We start from the raw sequence: 22,173 nt of genomic DNA on the forward strand, positions 1-22,173 counted from the left end.
CCGCCGGCAAAATAAAATTGGAAGATTTTACGAAGTAATTTGCGGAAGCATACAACAACAATTAACGCTTATTCATTCATAATTTGCTTCACAAAAAAAGCCTCCCCAAAACGGAGAGGCCTTAAATGCTTTCGCCTTTTACCCCTGCCTGTCGGCAGGCAGGTTTCAGCTTTCGCCTCCTTACGAAGCCATTTGCCGCCTGATGATATTCAGCGCGCCGCCGGCTTTAAACCATTCTATCTGCTGTGCATTATAGGTATGGTTTACCGGGAAGCTATCGGTCGATCCGTCTTTATGGTGCAATACCACGCTTAACTGTTTGCCGGGGGCAAAAGTGGTTAAGCCGATAATATCAATGGTATCGTCTTCCTGTATTTTATCATAGTCGCTGGCATCAACAAAAGTGATACCCAGCATGCCTTGTTTTTTCAGGTTGGTTTCGTGGATGCGGGCAAATGATTTTACCAGGATGGCACGGACACCCAGGTGGCGCGGCTCCATAGCAGCATGTTCACGTGATGAACCTTCACCATAGTTTTCGTCGCCTACTACAACGGTGCCTATGCCATGCGCTTTGTAATCACGCTGGGTTGCAGGTACCGGGCCGTATTCTCCGGTTAATTCGTTTTTAACGCTGTCGGCAGTATTGTTAAAATAGTTGATCGCTCCGATGAGCATATTGTTGGAGATATTGTCCAAATGCCCGCGGAACTTCAACCAGGGACCAGCCATAGAGATATGGTCGGTAGTACATTTCCCTTTTGCTTTTATCAAAAGTTTTAAGCCAAAAATATCGGTGCCTTCCCATGCAGAGAAGGGATCAAGCAGTTGTAAACGGGATGATTTAGGGTCAACCTTCACTTCTACTTTGCTGCCGTCTTCGGCTGGCGCCTGGTAGCCTGCATCTTCCACTGCATAACCTTTTACCGGCATTTCAATACCCAATGGTTCGTCTAATTTTACCTGTTCGCCTTTGTCATTGATTAAAGTATCAGTCAGCGGGTTAAACGTAAGATCACCGGCAATAGCAAATGCAGTTACAATTTCCGGCGAAGCCACAAACGCGTGGGTATTCGGGTTACCGTCCTGGCGTTTGGCAAAGTTACGGTTGAAAGAGGTGATGATAGAGTTTTTGCGCGTAGGGTCGTCAGTATGACGGGCCCATTGGCCGATACATGGGCCGCAGGCATTCGCCAGCACAACACCGCCCATTGCTGCAAAAGTGTCCAGGTAGCCATCACGGTCAACTGTATAACGTACCAGTTCTGATCCCGGTGTTATAGTAAACTCCGCTTTGGTTTTTAAATGTTTATCAATGGCCTGTTTGGCGATAGAAGCCGAACGGGTAATGTCTTCATAAGAGGAGTTGGTGCATGATCCTATCAAACCAACTTCCAGTTTTACCGGCCAGCCGTTTTCTTTAACCGCTGTCGCAAATTTAGAGATTGGCCATGCCAGGTCAGGGGTAAACGGACCGTTTACATGCGGTTCCAGTTCGCTCAGGTTCAGTTCGATCACCTGGTCGAAATAATCACCAGGGTTTGCATAAACTTCAGGGTCGCCGGTTAAGTATTCGGCAACCGCGTCAGCAAGGTCGGCAATGTCAGCACGCTTGGTACCCCGCAGGTAGGTAGCCGCTTTTTCATCGTAACCAAAAATAGAGGTGGTCGCGCCGATCTCGGCACCCATGTTGCAGATGGTGCCTTTACCTGTTGCAGAAAGCGAACGTGCGCCTTCGCCAAAATATTCAACAATAGCGCCGGTACCGCCTTTTACGGTAAGGATACCAGCTACTTTAAGGATAACGTCTTTTGCCGATGTCCAGCCGGAAAGTTTCCCGGTTAGTTTTACACCGATCAGTTTCGGGAATTTAAGCTCCCATGGCAGTCCGGCCATTACGTCGCAGGCATCAGCACCACCAACACCAATAGCGATCATCCCCAAACCACCTGCATTAGGGGTATGTGAGTCGGTACCGATCATCATACCGCCGGGGAATGCATAGTTTTCCAAAACCACCTGGTGAATAATACCAGCACCAGGTTTCCAGAAACCCAGCCCGTATTTATCCGATACCGAAGCCAAAAAATCATAAACTTCTTTATTTACATCCTTGGCGGTGCTCAAATCCTGGTCGGCGCCAATTTTAGCCTGAATCAGGTGATCGCAATGAACGGTTGAAGGTACGGCCACCTTTGGACGGCCCGCCTGCATAAATTGCAGTAACGCCATTTGTGCGGTAGCATCCTGCATAGCAACGCGATCGGGTGCAAAGTCAACATAATCCACACCGCGGCCAAATGCTGTTTGGGCATCGCCTTCGCTAAGGTGGGCGTATAATATTTTTTCGGTTAAAGTAAGGTGTTTGCCGGTCGCTTTACGGGCAGCAGCCACGCGGGTGCTGTAGCGGTCGTAAACATTTTTGATCATATCTAAATCAAAAGCCATCGTATTTGAACTTTTAGGTGAGGAATTAGTAGAAAAACTTAATAAAAAAACACTTTTAACAGTGTCGAGCGGCGAATTTACAAAAATTAAGAATAAATGCTGTCAGCTAAGTGTGTAAATATTATTTGGAGGGGTTCTAAATTAGTTGATTGGTTGGATTGGGTTGATTAGGTTGATTGAGTTAGATAGGTTGAGTAAGTTTATTCTTCCTTTGTGTTCTCTGTGTCTTCTTAGCGACCTTTGTGTTAAAAATCTAAATAAAGACTCAAAGCCGGGACTCAATTGAAGTAATTTTCTGTTTTGGGGCGATGCCTGCGGCCCGGTCCGCCCCAAGGCGGATCATACTGCACGGGCCTTAACCACATGGGCCGGTATCCGCTGCCATCCCTATCGCAAACTGCAAACTTTTCTTCCCCCTTTAGGGGGCCAGGGGGCAAAAACTATACCCCTCCTTACTCCAATATTCCAACGCCTTCGGCAGCGCATACTCCATCCGCTCCTGCGCTTTTAAACTATCATGAAAAAGCACAATATCACCGGGCTTTGTATTTTTGATCACATTATTAAGGCATTGTTCCGGGCTGACGGTGGCATCATAATCTGCTGAAAGCACACTCCACATTACAATTTGAATGCCTGGCTTTGCTTTTTGCAGCAGCTTAACCTGCGACCGTTTGATGCGCCCGTATGGCGGGCGAAAAAGCTTCGTATCCAGTAATTTATCGGCCTGCAAAAAATTGTCGAGGTAAATATTATCTTCAGTCTTCCATCCTTTTAAATGATTAAAAGTGTGGTTACCGATGACATGGCCTTCGTTTTTTACCTGCTCAAAAATAGCAGGGTGCTTGCAAACATTGTCGCCTATACAAAAAAAGTAGCTTTGGCATTGTACTGTTTTAAAATATTTAAAACAAATGGTGTAACAATGGGTATAGGCCCGTCGTCAAACGTCAAATAAATGCACCGGTTAGCTGCATTGGCGTCCCATAATAGTTTGGGATACAATATTTTTAACCATTTAGGTGTCTTGATCAGCAACATTTTAAAACAGCAGAATTACGAAATGAATATAAGCAAGCCCTTAACCGGTTCGCAAATTATTCAAATCTAACATCTCAAATTAATATACAGCATAAACTCATGGTACAATTTTTATCAAGACCTAAACTGATAAGCCTCGCGGGGATTGCGGCGTTTGCATTGCTTAGCTTTACAGCAAAAGCGCAGCAGGTGATTAGCTTGCAGCAGGCCGTTGACCTGACGATAAAAAATAATTTAACCATTAAGCAGGCCCAATTTACCGAGGCGCTTGCCAATGAGGATTACAAACAGGCAAAGTATAACCAGTTACCCAGCCTTTCAGCCAATCCGAGTGGAACGTATAATTTTGGCCGCAGCGCCAATTTAACCACTTATTCGGTTAGCAGTCAAACAAATTTTTATGCTTCTGGAAGCGCCCAGCTTTCGGTAACCGTTTTCCAGGGAGGTCAGTTGCGTAACCAGATATTGCAAAATAAACTCATATTGGATGCGGATAAAACCAGCACAGCAAAAGTTAAGAACGACCTGCTTTTAAACGTGGTTACAGATTACCTGACCATTTTGACCGACCTGGACCTTGTAGTTGCAGCAAAACAACAAATAGACCTGGCAAAGATCACGCTTGACAGGGCACAGAAAAACTTCGATCTGGGTAATTCAACCCGCGCCGACCTGGCACAGGCACAGGCGCAGCTATCAACCGCTGAGTTAAATTTAACCACTGCTCAAAATCAAGCCGACCTGGCCATTCTGATATTAAAGCAGTATATGGAGATGGATTCTTCAACTTCCATAACCGTTGAAAAACCTGATATCAGCAAGCTGACCGATATAAAGACCGTGTACGATGCAACCGAGGTTATAAAAACGGCATTTACAAACAACCCTGATATACGGCTTGCCGAATTGCAGCAGGAAACATATGCCCAGGCAATTAAGGTAGCTAAAGGCAGCTACTATCCAACCGTATCCTTTTTTGCCGGTGCCGGGTCGAATTATTCAAGTTTGGTAACTACGCATACCATAGGGGCAACGCCATACACATCGGTGCCTATTGGTTTTGTGGATGCTACAAAACAAAGCGTTGTAACTATGGAGCAACTACCAATAACCGCATCATATTCGCCGCTTAACCAGGTAAGGGATAACTTCAACCAATCATTGGGTATCAGCGTTCAAATACCGATTTTTAATCATTTTACCGCACGGACATCAGTAACAAAGGCTAAGTTAAACTATGAGTATGCCCAGCTAAGCACCCAGCTTGCAAAGAATACTTTAAGCAAAACTATTATACAGGCAGTACTTGATCTGCAGGCAGCTGAGAAAAGTTATCAATCATCATTAAACACTTATAATTCAAATAAGGAAGCATTAAATGTTACCAAACAGCGGTTTGATGCCGGGCTGGTAAACACACTTGATTATAATACTGCTTTAACTAATTACAATAAATCGCAGAATGATATGATCGAAGCGCAGTACCAGGTGGTATTCAGAAGTAAGGTGATTGACTATTATCTTGGTAACCCGATAACTTTGTAAAAAGTCCGGAAAGTCGGAAAAGTCCGAAAGTCCGAAAGAAAAAATAAGAAAATTAGAAAATAATAAATCCGAAATCGAACATCCGAAATCCGAAACGGCGTAGCCCTCTTGAACACCGTTAAAGAAAAAATTAAAAAGTGAAAAATACACAAGAATCATGGGAAAAACTACAAAATATATTCTGATCAGCCTTGGCGCTGTTATCCTTATCCTCATTTTATTAAAAGTGACAGGTGTAATTGGCAAACCCGACGTAACCCAGGTGGCTACCGAAAAAGCTGCCGTACGCGACATCAACGAAACGGTATCGGCCAGCGGCAAAATAAAGCCGCATATCGAAGTAAAGATCAGCCCCGAAGTTTCGGGTGAGGTGGTTGAACTGCCGATAAAAGAAGGCGATGTGGTAAAAAAAGGGCAGTTGCTTTGTAAAATCAGGCCTGACATTTTACAATCGCAGTATGACCGCGCTGAAGCAGCTAACAATACCCAAAAAGCGAGCATCGGCAATGCCAAACAAATGCTGGCCCAATCCCAGGCCACCTTTGATAACCAGGCCTCTATTTACAAACGCGACAAGGCGCTATATGATAATAAAGTAATCACTACTGCCGAATTTGAAGCAGCAAAGGCAAGCTATGACGGCGCCAAAGCGGCGCTTGAAGCAGCCAAGCAAAATGTAATCGGTTCAACGTATGGCCTGGCTCAATCACAGGCATCTGTAAAAGAAGCGGCTGATAACCTGATCAAAACCAATATTTATTCGCCCGTCGATGGTGTAGTTTCAAAATTAGGAATCCAAAAAGGTGAACGCGTATTGGGTACACAACAGTTTGCAGGTACCGAGATCATGACTATCTCTGACCTGAGCCAACTGGACGTAAACGTTGATGTAAATGAGAATGACATCAACCGGATCCAATTAGGAGATTCTTCAAAAATACAGGTGGATGCTTTTTTAGGCAAAACATTTACCGGTGTGGTTAGCGAAATTGGCAGCTCGGCAAACGTAGTGGGTACTAATGCCGACCAGGTAACCAACTTTACCGTTAAAGTAAGGATCAGCCCGGCTTCCTATCAAAACCTGCTGATTAAATCCGCCGAAAACCCTAACCCATTCCGCCCGGGATTAACGGCTACCGTGGATATCAATACCAATCACGCAAAAGCATTATCGGTACCAATTCAATCAGTTACTACCCGCGAACAGAAGAAAATGGTTACTACCGTAAACAGCGACAATTCAACCAATACGTCAACCACCGACGATAACAGCACAAAAACCAAAATAGCAGCCGTTGTAAAAGAATATGTGTTTGTTTATAACGCAGGTAAAGTAAAACAGGTACAGGTAACTACCGGCATCCAGGATGACAGTTATATCCAGGTATTATCGGGCCTTAAGGATGGCGACGAAGTGGTGTCAGCTCCGTTTGCAACCATCGCCAAGATCCTGAACGATGGTATGGTAGTTAAAAAAGTGGATAAGAGCAAGTTGTTTACCGGGGACGGAAAATAAGGTGAAAGCTTAAAGGTAAAAGCTAATAAAAATTACTAATGAACCAATGAGCCAGTGAACTAATGAACTAATGAACAATATTTCATTAAATTTGTCCTGTCAATTAAACCTGGCAGGACTTTTTATTTGATAAGTTTTGTTTTGAAAGAAAAATCAAACTTTTAAAACAGAAACAATATTGTGTGTTTTGCATTTGATATTTAACATTCACTACTCACCATTTTGACCACTCACTACTCACCCCTCACCCATCCAAAGATCACCGTTGTTGGCGGCGGAAGCTGGGCAACAGCCAATATTAAGATACTGAGCGATAACACTACCCCGAAAGAAATATTCTGGTGGATGCGCAATGTACAAGCGGTAGAACATCTGCATAAGTTCAGGCATAACCCGCATTACCTTAGTTCGGTTGAAATAAATGTGCCGGCTCAAAATATCTCAACAGACCTGGCTTCGCTGATCCATGAGGCCGATTATGTTTTACTAAACGTGCCTGCGGCTTTTTTAAAGGAGGCGCTCACCGGCATCACCACCGCTGACCTGGAGGGTAAGAAAATAATATCAGCCATAAAGGGTATCGTTCCGGATGAAAACCTCATCATTGGTGAATTTATGCACCAGCATTATGATATTCCCTATGATCGTTTCCTGGTAATCAGCGGCCCCTGCCATGCAGAAGAAGTAGCGCTGGAAAAATTATCCTACCTCACCATCGCTTCCGCCGATACAGAACTTGCGGCTGAATTTGCCGGCATGTTTAATACCCGGTATATTAAAACGGTAATTTCGGACGATATTTATGGCACCGAATATGGCGCGGTATTAAAAAACATCTATGCTATAGCCGGCGGCATTTGCCACGGTGTAGGCTATGGCGACAATTTCCAGGCGGTGCTGATCTCCAATGCCATCCGCGAACTGGAACGTTTTGTAGATGCCGTACACCCGATAGACCGTGACATTAAAGAATCAGCCTACCTGGGCGACCTGATGGTAACTGCCTACTCGCAATTCAGCCGTAACCGTACATTCGGTAATATGATCGGTAAGGGTTATACGGTAACCTCGGCACAACTGGAAATGAATATGATAGCCGAGGGTTATTATGCAGTAAATTGTCTACACCAGGTGAATAAACAGTACAATGTATTTATGCCTATTTGTGACGCTGTTTATGCCATTTTATACGAAAAACGGTCTCCGGTGCTCGAAATGAAACATTTGGCCGAACATTTGACTTAGTAGTATAAATCTTAACATTTACTACTATGAAGAATGTATTAAAAGTGGCACTGATAGCAGTGGGAATTTTCTCATTTGCACAAAGCCAGGCAAAACCAATGCAACAGGATACCACCGTGGGGCAAAAAATGAAGCACACGGCAAAAAAGGTAGGGCATGCAACTGCACATGCTGCAGCAACAACCGAATCAGCGGTGGTTGATAAAAAATATGATGGAAAATGCGGTCCCGGTGGCGAAACCGTTTATATCAACAAGCACTCGCACTATTATTACATTAACAAAAGAGGACACAGGGTTTACCTGAAAAAATCGCAGTTAATGGATAAGAAAATGTAATTTTTCCCTTTAAGCCTGTAATATTAAACCGTATTTTTAGCTGTTTAATATTACAGGCTTATTTTTTAGCCAAACAGCTTCGTCATGAAAAAAACCGCTTTGGTATTGGTGCATCTGGCTTGTGCATTTGTATTGATCAGCGGGGCCTGCAAAAGCCCTTCCAATAAAAAGCTTAAAGGAATGTGGCTGTCAAAGGATGGCTCCAAAAAATTAAACATAACCGATAAAACCTTCGCCATTGACGGCGAGGAAGCCGAAGATTATTTCGTAAAAGGCGATACGGTTTTTACCTCCTACCAGGGCAACCTGCCCTATACCATTTACCGGATACAGAAACTCGACGACCATTCTCTCAAACTCATGCTGCCTGATTCAGTGGCGGTGGAATATAGCAGGTAACGTTCATTGGTTCACTGGTTCATTTGTTCATTTGTAATATAGTGTTATATGATCTTTGCTATCTAATTCTGGCTGTTTTTACCGAAACGTTAGCCGCAGTTTCTTTCGGAACTGTCGGCAGGCAGGCTTTTCGGTCTTTACTGACTTCCGGACTTTCTGACAAATCATCTAATCTCTAATCTCCAGTCTCAAATCTCTACCCCCACCCCAATGCAAAAACCCTCAACCGGGAAGGTGAGGGTTTGCAAAACAAACTAAACTAAACTATTGCCTGCCGCTAAACAGGCTTATGAAAACTAAACTGCAAACTAAAATCTTCTGCGTCTTTCGCCGCGGTCCTCACGGCGTTTGCCTGAGAAATCGCGAAAACCGCCACCAGCTGCTCCACCGGCTCTTTCACGGTTGAAGCCGCCTTCGCGTTTTTCGCCGCTGCCGCTTCTTTCGCGGTTGTAACCGCCACCGCCTTCGCGGCGCTGGTATCCGCCTTCGCGTTTTTCGCTGGTGCCTTCGCCCGAAATTTCTATCCTAACCGGGCGACCTTTAAATTCAATATCTTTAAACCCGTTGGTTACTTTTTCAACGTCATCATGTTGTACTTCAAAAAATGAGTACACCCCTTTAACGTCTATCTTGCCCACAGTCCGTCCGCTGATCTTGGTATTGTTGCAGATATAACCAAGCAAATCGCCACGGTTAAATTCATCTACCGAACCCAAATTGATGAACAGGCGGGTATATTCTGATTTACCACCACCGCTAACACCGCCACTCTGGCGCGGTGCAGAACGATCATCACCTCTTTCGGGCCTGCGGCCTTCTTCTATCGGAGCGTTCAGATCCGGCGCATTCTTGTAATATTCAAGGAAGCTATTAAATTCAATAGAAGCAAAGCGTTTAATAAATTCTTCTTTGCTCATATCCTTAAACTCCTCCATAATACGGGGAATATATTGTTCAATCTGCTGCTCGTTAACAACAACACTATGTACTTTATGTACAATGCTGAACAATTGTTTCTCGCACACGTCAAAGCCGGTAGGGATCTCGGCCTTAACAAAACGCTTGCCCAGGCCGCGTTCTATCTGGCGGATCTTACCTAATTCTTTCGCATTGATGATGGAGATAGAAACACCTGTTTTACCTGCACGGGCTGTACGGCCGCTACGGTGAGTGTAATTTTCAACTTCATCAGGTAATGAGTAATTGATAACGTGTGTAACGTCATTAACGTCGATACCGCGTGCGGCAACGTCAGTAGCAATTAACAGCTGCAGGCTGCGGTCGCGGTAACGTTTCATTACCTTATCGCGCTGCTGCTGTGAAAGGTCGCCATGCAGCGAATCGGCATTGTAGCCATCCTTTATCAGGGCTTCGGCAATATCCTGGGTTTCAATTTTGGTACGGCAAAATACAATACCAAAAATGTCAGGGTTAAAATCAACGATGCGTTTAAAGGCAGCATATTTATCGCGGGCACGAACAATGTAATATTCATGCTCGATATTTACGTTTCCGGTATTTTTTTCGCCCATGGTAAGCTCAAACGGCTCATTCATGTATTTTTTGGCTATCCTGCGAACTTCGGATGGCATAGTGGCCGAAAACAACCATGTTTTTTTGGTATCAGGAGTAGTTGAAAGGATACTGTCAATGTCTTCCTGGAAGCCCATGTTTAACATTTCATCGGCCTCGTCCAAAACAACAAACTTAACCTGCGAAAAATCGATCGCTTTTCGGTTAATGATATCAAGCATACGGCCTGGGGTAGCAACCACAATTTGTACGCCGCGTTTTATCTGGCGTAACTGGTCAACTATACTGGCGCCGCCATAAACAGCAACAACATTAACGTTGCCCATTTTTTTGGCGTAATTTTTTATGTCATTCGTGATCTGTAAACAAAGTTCACGTGTGGGGCACAATACAAGTGCTTGCGGATAATTTACTTCGAAGTCTAACAGTTCTAACAATGGTAGGCCGAAGGCAGCAGTTTTACCGGTCCCGGTTTGGGCTAATCCGACAAAATCGTTGCTGCCTGTCAACAATACCGGGATTGACTGTTCCTGGATTGGTGTAGGATTTTCAAATCCTAATTCAGAGATGGCATTAACAATATCATGACGGATTCCCAGTTGAATAAATGGGTTCATGAATTAAAATAACGAATCTGGCAACATCGCCAAATCGGCCGCAAAGGTACGCTTTTTAATTATCAATTCAAACACCTAAGCCGCTAATTATGAATATGACATTTTAAGGATAAAAAAAGGCGGTTTATCCCCTATAAAAGATGTTTTATTGATAGACTTGTTTTTATTTATTAGATTTGATTTACATATGTATTTTATGGACATTCAGTTAGAAAAGTTGAATTTAATAAAATGGCTCACTGATATTGATGAACCCTCGGTGATTGCGAGGTTCATAGCTTTGAAAAACGAACAGCAGCAGGATTGGTGGGATGAAATCGGTGAGGATGAACGGGCAGAGATTGACGAAGGTTTAGCACAAGCTGACAGAGGTGAAGTTTTTTCACATGAGGAAGTTATGGCAAAGTACGAAAAATGGCGTTCAAAATAATTTGGACGATACAAGCTGCTAAAGGCTTTCAAAAAATCATCGATTATTTAGAAGAAAATTGGTCGGGCAGGGAAGTGTCAGATTTCGTGAATGAAGCTGACAGGTTTTTCAAAACGCTCGTAGTTCACCCTGAAATCTTACAAAAAACAGGGATGCGTAAAAATACTTATCGCGGCCCTATTAACAGTCTTACAATTGTAACTTATAGGATAAAGCCTAAAAAGAAAGAAATTGAATTAATTAGCATTCGAGGAGCCAGACAAAAGCCTCTAAAGCGATACCCACCTTTGTAAACCAATCATGATACAAAAAACCATCATCACGTTAGCATTAAGCATATTTGCTCAATTCTCCTTCGCCCAGGAGGCAAAATCACCCTTTGATACCACTACCTATGGGCGAAACCCGGCCGTTGGTAAATATGCTGATATCCGCGGTTTTAAAATGTATTACGAAACCTATGGAAAAGGCGAGCCCTTATTGATCATTCATGGCAATGGTGGGTCCATCAATAACTTCCTGTACCAGATCCCTTATTTTGCAAAAAATTACCAGGTAATAATTGCCGACAGCCGCGCCCAGGGAAAATCAGTTGATCCAACAGACTCGCTGAGCTATGAAATGATGACAGATGACCTGAATGCCCTGCTGGATAAACTTAACCTGAAATCCTGTTACGTGATTGGCTGGAGCGACGGCGGCATTAACGGGCTGCTGTTGGCCATGCGCCACCCGGATAAGGTAAAAAAACTGGCCGTCACCGGTGCCAACCTTTGGCCTGACAGTACCGCTGTCGACCCTTTTGTATATAAATGGGCCGTTAATATGAATAAGACCGTGCAGGACTCCGCCAAAAAAATGAAAAGCCCATCGCCCGCAATAAAAAATGAATTAAAGCTGCTCCACCTGTTATCATACGAGCCGCACATCACTATTGAACAATTGCATACAATTACCTGCCCCACGCTTGTAATTGGCGGCGACCATGACGTGATCCAGCCGAAACATACCATGCTGATAGCGCAATCCATTAAGAATTCCTATTTATGGATCATCCCTAATTCAGGGCATTCTACTCCTATCTTTAAAAAGGACCAGTTTAACCAGGTAGTTGGTGATTTCTTTTCGCAGGAATTCAGGACAATTGATCAGTTCGGGAGATTTAATTAATATTGGTTGATTAAGTTGAGTGAGTGAGCAGTTGATTAGGTTATCTGGATCAGGTGTCTAATTGGTGAATCAGTCAAACCAAAGCTAACTTAATCAACCTAATCCAACCTGGTCAACCAATCAACTACCTCAGCCTATCCGCTGATTTTACCAGCTTTTCGTCCCTTTGGATCGCCTTGAGCGCAAATACGATAAACAGTATACTAACGGAGGATAGTAATAACCCGATCCCCCAGTTATGGGTATCGATCTCGATACTTCCCATTACCCCCTTAACCGCCTGTGCCATCCAGAAACTGAAACCAAAAATCACCAGTATGGCGCTGTAGCATAAAGCGATCTGCTGTTTGCGGTTCTTATAAAGAAAAATGATCACCAAAGGGATCAGGCCTATCACGGCAGCAGCAGCAGTAAGTGCGGTAAAAAACTGGGTGTGCACGTATTGCCCATTCACATCCTGAAAAACACCTGTAACTGAAATTGTTACCGGTTTGCCGTCAACAAGAACATTGTGAACAAACGGAAAAAGAAAAAGTGCGTAAATGGCTAAGCCGGCCAGTAACAGGTAAATACTTTGTATTCTTTGCAGCATATTTTTTTTATATTGAAAACAAAGATATAATGTTTTAGTTTATAGCTCAATATGATTATCATTTGATGATCTGCAATAATTTTTTTGCCGATGCTTTTTACCCCGTAATTAAATAGCCATGAGTAACCAACTATCTGCTTTACAGCCTAAAGATGTGCAAATTGAAGATAAGCTGCTAAAAAAAACCTTTCTTGAACATTTAAATTATATCTATTTCGGCAAGCAGCACCTTTTACATTTCTTTGACGAAGTTAAAGGCCTTGCCAGGTTAAATGTTTTAAAACAGGCCATACAGGAGGCCATTGATGATACCATCAGCCAAATTGGCCAATTGGATGAAACTTACACGGCAATACACGAAACGCCCGCCAAAACAAATACTTTAGGAATAAAGGCGCTGACGCTGGAGGCCTACCTCTCGGCTATAAAAGCAGGGAAAACACCCCTTGAAAAAGACGTCTTCATTCTTTTTTACATGCAGCAGATAGAAGGCATTGAAATTACTTATTTTAAAGTTTTGAAAAACCTGGCCATTGCCATCGGTTATAACAGTACTTTTCTCGATCAGCCTTTTGACCTCGCTGTAGATAACAAAATTTTATTCGAAGAGATCTATAAAGAGTATATTTCCTGAGGCCGCCTTAACGCCCGTTTGGATAAATGTTATTAATGCCATGCCCTTATTGCGGGGATAGCTCGTGACAAGCTTGCCCAGGCCGTTTAAAAGTGTTTAACCGGCATTTAATCAGCCAACAATTCAATCAAAAAATGTAAGTTTGTTTCCTATGTCGGGTAGCGTAAAACACCAGGAAACCATCGACTATTTTTTAAAAATAGTTTGGCAAACTGTTGCCAATAAATACAATCATTTAGTTACAGAGTTTGGCATAACCCAGTCAATAGGATACCTGCTGATCAATATTGATGAAAAAGACGGCACTACTGTTTCGCAGGCTGCCACATTGCTTGGCCTGAAATCAACCAGCTTGTCAAGAATGCTGCGCCAATTGGAGAAATCAGGATTGATCTACCGCGAATCTAACGCGGGTGACAAACGTTCGGTTAAAATATATTTAACCCCTTTGGGTAAAGAGAAGCGCCACCTGGCACGTGCCCTGGTAAAAAAATTCAATAACTATCTTAATGCACACATCAGCGAAAATGATAAAGAGTACCTGATCAAAATGCTAAAAAAGATCAACCAGCTTACCGTCAGTTTTAAACCAGATACATTGGGTTAATTTATAATTGCTGCACTTTTCCTGTTTTGTTGCTGCCAGGGGATCAATGTATGCGTTGGGGTAATATTACAACTTTCCAACCTTACAACATTCCAACAACTTAATCAACTCAATCACCCCCAGCCACACACGTTTATATAAAAATAACCGTTATAGCCTAACAAAATGCTTTTGTAAAAGGGTGATTTTGCAGCTATTACAGCCTATTAAGTGTTAAAAAATGTTAAGCTGCTGTTTTTGAATTATAAAAGAATAAATTTGCCGATTGAAAAATCCCCGTGCGGCCAAAAAATGAGGTGCCGTTCAGGAAATGCCGGCAGATAAATCGCGTTAGCCATGTTAAGGGCGCTGCGAAAAATAAAAAGGCAAATAAACAGTATGGGACATAAAATGAACAGGATTCTGTTAATTGTATTGCTTGCTGCTGCTGGTTTAAGCTCTTGTACCAAAACGGTTGATGTTAAGGCACAGATCAGCGCGCAATTAATTAAAGATGATCAGTTAATTACAACCTATTTAAAAAACAATAACATCACAGCGAGTGTGATCGACTCAGCCGGTGTTTCAACCGGCATTTATTATAAAATAGATACCGCCGGCACCGGTACAGGTTTATTTACAAGTTCAACCCAGGTAACGGTTGGCTGGATTGCCTGGCAGATAAAACAAGATGGCACATTGAGTGGCGTAATTCAGCAGACGGACACTTTTCATCCAACTTTTATCTTAGGTGAAACCATAAGAGGCTGGCAATTTGGTTTCGAGGATACCAAAAACAGCTTAGGGCCCGGCGGGATAATAACATTATATGTGCCATCACATTATGCATACGGCCCGTTTCCGCAGTCCTCGTTAGGGCTGCCGGCCAATGCAGTGCTTGTTTTTCATATAACACTATACAGTATAACTAATTAATAAAAAATTACAACGCAAATACAAGCAACCCGAATAAAAGTGCAAATGAAACAAACCATATTTTCTGTTATAGTAATTTCAATAATAGGCGTTATTTTATCAACAGGCATGAGCTCATGCAGGAAAGACAACAATCAACTGACTATTAAGCAATACGATGACATCCAGATAAACAATTACATTACAGCCAATGGCCTTTCCGGTTTTTCAAGAGATACTTCAGGTGGCGACACTACAGGCATCTATTATAAAATCATCAGCCCCGGATCAGGCCCGGCACTTCAGTATTCGGATAAAGTTGCATTTGTTTATACCTACAAAACTTTAGACGGCTCCTATGTAACTTCTGATACGATCGCCAATCATTATTACGACTATGTTGGCCATATTCACAATAATAATTACCCTTTAGGGCTGCAAACCGCGGTACATAATATTTTAAAATATTCAAACGCCACGATGCGTTTGCTCATCCCATCTCACCTGGCCTATGGCAAAAACGGTTCAGGTTCGGGCAGCAGCCAGGTAGCCAATAACCGTATCGCGGGAAATGAGAGCCTTGATGTTTACATCCATGCCATCAACTACCTCCCAATAAACAACGCTACCACAAACGGGTTTCCTGCTTATGACGATATGGTGATACAGAATTACATGAAGGCCAATAATTTAACCGGCTATACCAAAACTGCTGATGGATTATACTACAGTATATTAACCCCGGGTACTGGTACCGACGCAATACTTGCAACCAGTACCATTACGGCAACCTATACCGGCCAACTATTGAACGGAAATATTTTTGATGGCGCTCACAACGGAACCAATGTAATGCCTGCCACGGTAATAAGTGGCTTCATACCAGGTGTGACGGAAGGTTTGCAAAAAGCGGTTGTCGGAACAAAAATATCCATGTTAATTCCTTCGTCTATAGCCTATGGTATATCGGGTTCTTCGGGCATCCCGCCATTTAGCTGCTTAAGATTTACCTGGCAGATAGTTACCGTAACACAGTAATAGAGAAAAGGGGTATTTTTTTTATCTTATACAGAAAGTGCCTCTTTAAAAACTTTTAAACAACGTTCGCGTGCGAAAGCATGATCAACAATGGGTTTTGGATACCTGCTGAAATCAGCATATTCCGGAACCCATTTTTTGATATATTTAAGCTGCGGATCAAATTTCTTCAACTGCGAATCAGGGCTGAAGATCCTGAAATAAGGCGCAGCATCCGTACCCGATCCGGCCGACCATTGCCAACCGCCCGCGTTGCTGGCTAATTCATAGTCCAATAGCTTACGGGCAAAATAACGTTCGCCCCAGCGCCAGTCAATCAGCAGGTCCTTACTTAAAAAACTGGCCACCACCATACGCACCCTGTTATGCATATAGCCCGTGCTGTTTAGTTCACGCATCCCCGCATCCACCAGTGGGTAACCTGTTTCGCCCTTGCACCACGCTTCAAAGTGCTTTTCGTCATTTACCCAATTGATCCGGTCAAATGCAGGTTTAAATGATTTGGTTGCAGTGTGGGGAAAATGGTAAAGAATCATCATATAGAATTCCCGCCAAATGAGTTCGTTCAGCCAGGTTTTCTCTTTAAACTCATATGCGGTACGGGCCAGTTCCCTTATGCTTACCGTACCAAAGCGTAAATGCAGCCCGATATGGCTGGTTCCTTCAACCGCCGGAAAATCTCTTTTTTCAGGATATGTAGCGATCAGTTCTTTATAATGAATTGCCGGAAAGTTAAGCGTGCTTTTTTCAAAGCCAAGGTCTTTTAACGCGGGAATCTGTAATAGCTCCGTTTTAAAAAAATTGTCAAAATATTTGCTGTTGGGATAGGCTTTCAGATAAAACGGGGTGAGCTTTTGGTACCATTTGCGATTATATGGCGTGTATACGGTATAAGGTTTGCCGTCGTCTTTTACTACCTCATCTTTTTCAAAAATCACCTGGTCCTTAAAAGTGTGAAATAGAATCTCCTGTTTTTTTAACAGGGCCTGGATGGTGTCGTCACGTTTTTTTGCATAAGGCTCATAATCATGATTGGTATAAACATTGGCAATTTGGTATTCCCTTAACAGTTGTGCCCAAGCGTTTTCGGCCGTATCATACAAAACAAGCAAGCTACTGCCGTTTTCCTGGAGCTGTTTGTCCAGCGCGGTAATTGTTTCATAAATAAAAGTAACACGGGCATCATCTTTATCTTCAAGTTGATCCAATATTTCCTTGTCGAATATAAACACGGGAAGCACCTTGTTGGGGCCTTTCAGGGCATGGTAAAGCCCGGCATTATCATCAAGGCGGAGATCGCGCCTGAACCAGAAGATAGAAACAGGTATTTTTTTATCCATAAATCGCTTTTAACGCTAACGAAACCTCCGAATAAATAAATTTATACCCTGCAGCTTCAATTTTTTTGGCGGAGACCTTGGTACTGCCCAAAACAATCGTACTCATTTCGCCTAATACTAATTTTAACAAAAAGGAAGGCACATTGGGCAGCCACAATGGTTTATGCAATTGTTTGGCAATTGCTCTGGTTAATTCCTTATTGGTGACAGGGTTTGGCGCCACCATATTATAAACCCCCTCAAAATTTTCATTTTCAACCGCGAACAAATACATCCCAATCACATCCTGCACATGGATCCACGGAATCCACTGTCTGCCACTGCCCAGGGGAGCGCCAACAAATAATTTTACAGGTGCAGCCATTTTGGCCAGCGCCCCGCCTTTATCAAGTACCACCCCGGTACGGAATTTAGTTACCTGCAGGCCTAAAGCTTTGCCTTCATCTACAACATTTTCCCATTCCACGCAGCATTTGGCCATAAAATCAGTAAACGGCGTGCTTTCCTCAGTCATCAGCTCTTCCCCCCTATCGCTGTAATAGCCGATAGCCGATGCAGAAATAATGGATTTAACCTGGTGTTTTCTTGTTTTGAGCAAGCCATAGATCAACTGGATCGATTTGGTGCGGCTATCTATGATTTCCTTTTTCCTTGCCTCAGTCCAGCGGCCGTCAGCTATGCCGGCCCCGGCCAGGTGAATGATGACATCTACCCCGTCAATACAGTGTTCTGCGATCTCCCCCTTATGCACATCCCACAAAAAGGTTTTAACGCGCGGGTCTCTTCCCGGCGAACGGCTTAGATGACTAACGGTATAGCCTTTATCCAGCAACTGCTTTGTAAGGCTGCTGCCGATCAGGCCGGTGCCACCGGTAAGGAGGATGCTTTTTGGGTTCATAGTTTATGGTTCATAGTTCATGGTAAAAAGGCGATTTGTAGAATAGCTCATTGCAGCTGCTATGAACTATGAACCATCAACCATGAACATTTACACTATCTGCAACAACAACTTTGCTGCAAAGAGGTTTGGCGTAGTTTTCGGCAAAATACACGTGGGTAGGGTCAACCTGGTAAGCTTCCTGCTCGGCAGGGCCATCAAATAACAACAAAAGCGAAACATCATACGAACGGTCAACTACGCTGCGGAAAGTTTCGGCAGGTACGCCGATATGGATCTGGCGGATATGCGGAATTGGCAAAAGCGTATTTAAACCGTCAATCAATTGCTGTTTATCGGCTTTATCATGAAGCCAGAAATGAACGTGATGTACAAAAGTATTTTCGAGAAGCATGTTAATGTGTTTTTATTTCACTAAAATGGAAATAAATTGTGACTATAAACGTACAAACTTCAGATATGATGAAGAGTTGACAGGAAGTGCCCGCGGATTCTTAATGCGTACACACTACATAAACCTTAGCCTTGAGGGCGAATGCGCAATTCGTGTCAATCAAATTCGTGTCCATTCGAACAAATTCGTGAAATTCGTGTCCATTCGAACAAATTCGTGAAATTCGTGTCCATTCAATTCGTGTCCATTCAATCTCATACAAACTGCTCCACCACATGCGGCTTAAACGTATCCGTTTTAACCTCCGCTTTCAACTCATGCAAAATATTATACAGCCCGAAATTGGTGCGGTTAACATAAATAAAATGCTTTACGCCCCGCGCCTGTTTAAACTCGGGCATTTTAGCTACCTTTTCACCAAAGCCATACAGTTCATCAAAAAACGCGGTTTGACCGAAATCAAAATGATCGGTAATATATGGCTTGGCAAACAAGCCTATCATTTGCCGGTACATTTTATAATAAAACTCAATTTGCGCGGGCGTATCATTCGGATGGATCATCTCCAGCTGGCGGAACGCCTTAATCGTTTCTTCCTTATTTTCCATTAACCCGGTAGAGGTGAGCGAGAAAAAAGGATAGTAAAAATCTTCAGGCATTTCTTTGATACAACCGAAATCTATCACACCGAGTTGGTCATCACCGGTGATCATAAAATTCCCGGGGTGCGGGTCCGCGTGTACGGCGCGCAGCTCGTGTTGCTGAAAATTATAAAAATCCCATAGCGCCTGCCCTATTTTATTGCGCAGTTGCTGCGACGGATTAGTATTTAAAAATTCGCGCAGGTGTTTGCCTTCCAGCCAGTCCATGGTGATGATGCGTTTGCTGGATAATTCGGGATAATATTTCGGAAAAACCACATTGTCAAGCCCTGAACAGGCATTTGAAAATTCAATAGAACGCCTTACTTCCAGCTCATAGTCGGTTTCTTCCAGCAGGCGTTCTTCTACCTCCTTCATATAAATATCCAACTCTTTTTCACTCATGCCCAGCATTCTGAAAGCAAATGGCTTTACCAGTTTAAGGTCGGACGAAATAGAATCGCCAACACCGGGATATTGAATTTTTACCGCAAGTTTTTTACCGTTTAACTCGGCCTGGTGCACCTGGCCGATGGACGCCGCGTTAGACGAGCGGACGTTAAATTTATCGTAGATTTTATCGGGTGTTTTGCCAAAATACTTTTTAAAAGTTTGTACGATCAGCGGCCCCGACAAGGGCGGCGCATTGTACTGCGACTGCGAAAACTTATCGGTATAAGCCTGTGGCAGCAGATTTTTGTCCATGCTCAGCATTTGCGCCACTTTAAGGGCGCTGCCCTTCAGTTCGCTTAATGATTCATAAATGTCCGATGCATTATCCTCGTTCAGTTCGCTTTTATCCATCTCGGGATTGAACAGTTTTTTGGAGTAATGCTTAATATAGTTACCGCCAATTTTAAAACCGGTTTTTACAAATTTCGCAGAACGTTCGACCTTGGAGGTTGGTATACTATTTTGTTCTTTTGGATTTTCACTCATTTGTTTACTTCTATCATACTTTGTACTGGTATCCGAATCCTATGACCCATCGGGCAATATCATTAGATTATAGAAAAATATTTGTTTTCCCCTCTTTTCCGCTTGCGGAAGAGAGGGGCGACCAGCGTAGCGTAGTCGGGGTGAGTAGGCTCGCCGCCCTGCATTGGCGGTAATGTCCGCTGGGGTTAACTCACCCGATCATCGCTACGCTTGATCTGCCCTCTCTTTTGCAGGCAAAAAAGAGGGCCAAAAAGCTCTAAGAGGCAATTATCTTCATCCTTATTTTTTCTACAACGGGGTTATCCCTAACGAGATCTTTTCTCCGCAATTCAATAATTGTCGGTTTGCTTTATTACTATCCCCTACACAAAACGTCATTCAAATAACGCAGCCAGCTTTTGCACGGTCAACGCCAAATAATTATCGATCACCAGGTTTACCGGCTGTAATTCCGCAGCGGTATGCCCTGTAGTTATCCCTACAACTTTCATCCCCGCGCTGTTAGCCGCTTTAACCCCAGCTAATGAATCTTCAAACACCACGCATTTTTCAGGCGGCATTCCTAATTTTTTGGCTGCTTTTAAAAATACCTGCGGATCGGGTTTGGGCCTCGTAACCATGGTTGAATTAATGATGGCATCAAAATCCCCTTCTATCGGAATTTTATTGAATACAAAATCTATATCTTCCTGCGTGGCTGACGTACCCATGGCCATTTTTACCCCGGCATTTTTCAATCCGTTTAGAAAATGCTCCAGCCCATTTATAGGCGCCAGGTAAGGCGCATAAAGTTGCCTGTAAAATTCTTCCTTTTCATTCAACAAGTCTTTTAGCTGCGCTTCATCCCTGCCTTCGCCAAACACCCGTCGGATAGTTTCCAATACCGGCACGCCACTGATAGTGGTATAGTAAGTTTCTTTACTTAACCCGCCTTTACCATATTTTTTATACAGCGCCTGCCACGATTTAAAATGATAGGGGGTATTGTCGATCAGGGTGCCGTCCATGTCGAAAATGGCGGCGAAGATACTAGTTGTTCCCAAATCCCATGCTCTGTTTAACCCCGCCGTGGGTGGCTAAAAACTTCCCGTATTCAATCAGGTTATCAATGGGTGAACGCTGAAAAAGATCAAACGTAACGTTGATGCCTTTTTCAATAGCTTCGTCGGTTTTTTCAAAACCCGTTGAGTTATCATTGATCCAGAAATGCAATACAAAAACCAATTGAACCCAAAGGGCATCTTTGTAACGGTTAGTGAAGAACTTACGCTCCGAAAGTTCGTTCGTCTCTATACCTTCAACAATAATATCATTGCAAAACGTTTCAAACAAGTCTTTTATACCCCGGAAAATCTGTGGGGTCGAAAATGTTTTGGGCTGCTTTTTAACACTGTAAACAACAAAACTGCGACTGCCTTTCAGCAACTCAAAAAAGCTGTAAAAAAATGATAATGCTTTTTCTCGGGCAGTATATTGCATCCATATTTCCTGCGTTTTTATTTCGGCAATGGTTTTCACAGCGCAACCGGTCCATATATTTTGCTCAATAGCGTCGAACGAGCTGAAGAAGCTGTAAAATTCTTCCTCCTGCATTTTGTTTTTCTTTGCAAATATGTAAACCGATTTTGGTTGTTCACCTTCTGTCAGCACAAAATCAATATAGGCTTTCTGTATATTTTCTATGGTAGCCATAAGTATATTTATTTTACGTTATAAAATTATAACATTACTTTAAAGTAAATGTCATTCACATCTATAATTAACAACGATGGTTTTGGGGGGATAGTACAATTGATTTTATGTTCCCAACATCGTTACAATGGGCCTTATCCTGAATTATAATGTCGGCCATTCCCTTTTTTTAAGCGATACCAAAATGATTTTCCGGCAAGTAAAACAACTAAACTTAATGAC

General features: G+C 43.0%; 21 protein-coding genes and 1 pseudogene. 12 read left to right on the forward strand and 10 right to left on the reverse strand.

Annotated elements, in window-relative coordinates:
- Positions 1-180: 180 nt before the first annotated feature.
- Both MgSA37_RS22075 and MgSA37_RS22080 read right to left on the reverse strand, forming a co-directional pair.
- The gene (locus tag MgSA37_RS22075) at positions 181-2,448 is read right to left on the reverse strand and encodes an aconitate hydratase (protein ID WP_096355079.1); all 2,268 of its coding nucleotides are present in this window, start codon (positions 2,446-2,448) and stop codon (positions 181-183) included.
- Positions 2,449-2,866: 418 nt separating this feature from the next.
- Positions 2,867-3,489: pseudogene (locus MgSA37_RS22080) on the reverse strand (polysaccharide deacetylase family protein).
- 99 nt (positions 3,490-3,588) lie between these two features.
- On the opposite strand from MgSA37_RS22080, the gene MgSA37_RS22085 reads away from it, so the two are divergent.
- The 5 genes from MgSA37_RS22085 to MgSA37_RS22105 all read left to right on the forward strand — a co-directional run bounded on the left by MgSA37_RS22085 (position 3,589) and on the right by MgSA37_RS22105 (position 8,532).
- Positions 3,589-5,034, forward strand: a complete 1,446-nt coding sequence (locus MgSA37_RS22085) for a TolC family protein (protein ID WP_096355081.1) — start codon at positions 3,589-3,591, stop codon at positions 5,032-5,034.
- A 157-nt stretch (positions 5,035-5,191) separates the two neighbouring features.
- Entirely contained in the window at positions 5,192-6,550 is a 1,359-nt protein-coding gene (locus MgSA37_RS22090) for an efflux RND transporter periplasmic adaptor subunit (RefSeq protein ID WP_096355083.1), read from the forward strand.
- Positions 6,551-6,772: 222 nt separating this feature from the next.
- Positions 6,773-7,795 (forward strand): NAD(P)H-dependent glycerol-3-phosphate dehydrogenase, encoded by a 1,023-nt coding sequence (locus tag MgSA37_RS22095; RefSeq protein WP_096355085.1) that lies wholly within the window; start codon positions 6,773-6,775, stop codon positions 7,793-7,795.
- Positions 7,796-7,821: 26 nt separating this feature from the next.
- Positions 7,822-8,133 carry a hypothetical protein gene (locus MgSA37_RS22100; protein WP_096355087.1) on the forward strand — a complete coding sequence of 104 codons (312 nt, stop codon included), beginning with the start codon at positions 7,822-7,824 and terminating at the stop codon, positions 8,131-8,133.
- Between the two features lie 84 nt (positions 8,134-8,217).
- Positions 8,218-8,532, forward strand: a complete 315-nt coding sequence (locus tag MgSA37_RS22105) for a single stranded DNA-binding domain-containing protein (protein WP_096355089.1) — start codon at positions 8,218-8,220, stop codon at positions 8,530-8,532.
- Between the two features lie 308 nt (positions 8,533-8,840).
- On the opposite strand, the gene MgSA37_RS22110 is transcribed toward MgSA37_RS22105, so the two are convergent.
- Entirely contained in the window at positions 8,841-10,682 is a 1,842-nt protein-coding gene (locus MgSA37_RS22110; protein ID WP_096355091.1) for a DEAD/DEAH box helicase, read from the reverse strand.
- A 196-nt stretch (positions 10,683-10,878) separates the two neighbouring features.
- Here MgSA37_RS22110 and MgSA37_RS22115 point away from each other — a divergent pair, with 196 nt between their 5' ends.
- The 3 genes from MgSA37_RS22115 to MgSA37_RS22125 are packed head-to-tail and all read left to right on the forward strand — an operon-like array spanning position 10,879 to position 12,282.
- Positions 10,879-11,112, forward strand: coding sequence for a hypothetical protein (locus MgSA37_RS22115; protein WP_157750679.1), 234 nt, complete (start codon positions 10,879-10,881; stop codon positions 11,110-11,112).
- Positions 11,097-11,405: a type II toxin-antitoxin system RelE/ParE family toxin gene (locus MgSA37_RS22120; RefSeq protein ID WP_096355095.1), complete on the forward strand. Its 309-nt coding sequence runs from the start codon at positions 11,097-11,099 to the stop codon at positions 11,403-11,405. Before MgSA37_RS22115 ends, MgSA37_RS22120 begins: the two co-directional genes overlap by 16 nt.
- A gap of 7 nt (positions 11,406-11,412) precedes the next feature.
- Positions 11,413-12,282 (forward strand): alpha/beta fold hydrolase, encoded by an 870-nt coding sequence (locus tag MgSA37_RS22125; protein WP_096355097.1) that lies wholly within the window; start codon positions 11,413-11,415, stop codon positions 12,280-12,282.
- A gap of 124 nt (positions 12,283-12,406) precedes the next feature.
- Here MgSA37_RS22125 and MgSA37_RS22130 read toward each other — a convergent pair whose 3' ends face one another.
- On the reverse strand, positions 12,407-12,874 hold the full coding sequence (locus MgSA37_RS22130; protein WP_096355099.1) for a DUF4293 domain-containing protein: 468 nt from the start codon (positions 12,872-12,874) through the stop codon (positions 12,407-12,409).
- A 118-nt stretch (positions 12,875-12,992) separates the two neighbouring features.
- Between MgSA37_RS22130 and MgSA37_RS22135 the strand changes: the two genes are divergently transcribed.
- From MgSA37_RS22135 to MgSA37_RS22150, 4 genes are all read left to right on the forward strand, one after another.
- On the forward strand, positions 12,993-13,508 hold the full coding sequence (locus MgSA37_RS22135; protein ID WP_096355101.1) for a DUF892 family protein: 516 nt from the start codon (positions 12,993-12,995) through the stop codon (positions 13,506-13,508).
- A 151-nt stretch (positions 13,509-13,659) separates the two neighbouring features.
- Entirely contained in the window at positions 13,660-14,115 is a 456-nt protein-coding gene (locus MgSA37_RS22140; protein WP_096355103.1) for a MarR family winged helix-turn-helix transcriptional regulator, read from the forward strand.
- Positions 14,116-14,505: 390 nt separating this feature from the next.
- Entirely contained in the window at positions 14,506-15,030 is a 525-nt protein-coding gene (locus MgSA37_RS22145) for an FKBP-type peptidyl-prolyl cis-trans isomerase (protein ID WP_157750680.1), read from the forward strand.
- Between the two features lie 45 nt (positions 15,031-15,075).
- Positions 15,076-16,047 carry an FKBP-type peptidyl-prolyl cis-trans isomerase gene (locus tag MgSA37_RS22150; RefSeq protein ID WP_096355107.1) on the forward strand — a complete coding sequence of 324 codons (972 nt, stop codon included), beginning with the start codon at positions 15,076-15,078 and terminating at the stop codon, positions 16,045-16,047.
- 26 nt (positions 16,048-16,073) lie between these two features.
- Here the strand turns inward: MgSA37_RS22150 and MgSA37_RS22155 are convergent, their stop codons facing one another.
- The 6 genes from MgSA37_RS22155 to MgSA37_RS22180 form a co-directional block, all read right to left on the reverse strand.
- A complete protein-coding gene (locus MgSA37_RS22155; protein WP_096355109.1) occupies positions 16,074-17,387 on the reverse strand; it encodes a cryptochrome/photolyase family protein in 1,314 nt (437 codons plus the stop codon).
- On the reverse strand, positions 17,380-18,285 hold the full coding sequence (locus MgSA37_RS22160) for a TIGR01777 family oxidoreductase (RefSeq protein WP_096355111.1): 906 nt from the start codon (positions 18,283-18,285) through the stop codon (positions 17,380-17,382). The genes MgSA37_RS22155 and MgSA37_RS22160 overlap by 8 nt, the downstream gene beginning before the upstream one ends.
- Before the next feature lie 76 nt (positions 18,286-18,361).
- Positions 18,362-18,679, reverse strand: coding sequence for a Dabb family protein (locus MgSA37_RS22165; RefSeq protein WP_096355113.1), 318 nt, complete (start codon positions 18,677-18,679; stop codon positions 18,362-18,364).
- Positions 18,680-18,933: 254 nt separating this feature from the next.
- Entirely contained in the window at positions 18,934-20,259 is a 1,326-nt protein-coding gene (locus MgSA37_RS22170; RefSeq protein ID WP_096355115.1) for an ABC1 kinase family protein, read from the reverse strand.
- Between the two features lie 374 nt (positions 20,260-20,633).
- Entirely contained in the window at positions 20,634-21,302 is a 669-nt protein-coding gene (locus MgSA37_RS22175) for an HAD family hydrolase (protein ID WP_157750681.1), read from the reverse strand.
- Positions 21,289-21,951, reverse strand: coding sequence for a TetR family transcriptional regulator C-terminal domain-containing protein (locus tag MgSA37_RS22180; RefSeq protein WP_096355119.1), 663 nt, complete (start codon positions 21,949-21,951; stop codon positions 21,289-21,291). Before MgSA37_RS22180 ends, MgSA37_RS22175 begins: the two co-directional genes overlap by 14 nt.
- Positions 21,952-22,173 lie beyond the last annotated feature (222 nt).

This window comes from Mucilaginibacter gotjawali, from assembly GCF_002355435.1.
GTDB lineage: Bacteria > Bacteroidota > Bacteroidia > Sphingobacteriales > Sphingobacteriaceae > Mucilaginibacter > Mucilaginibacter gotjawali.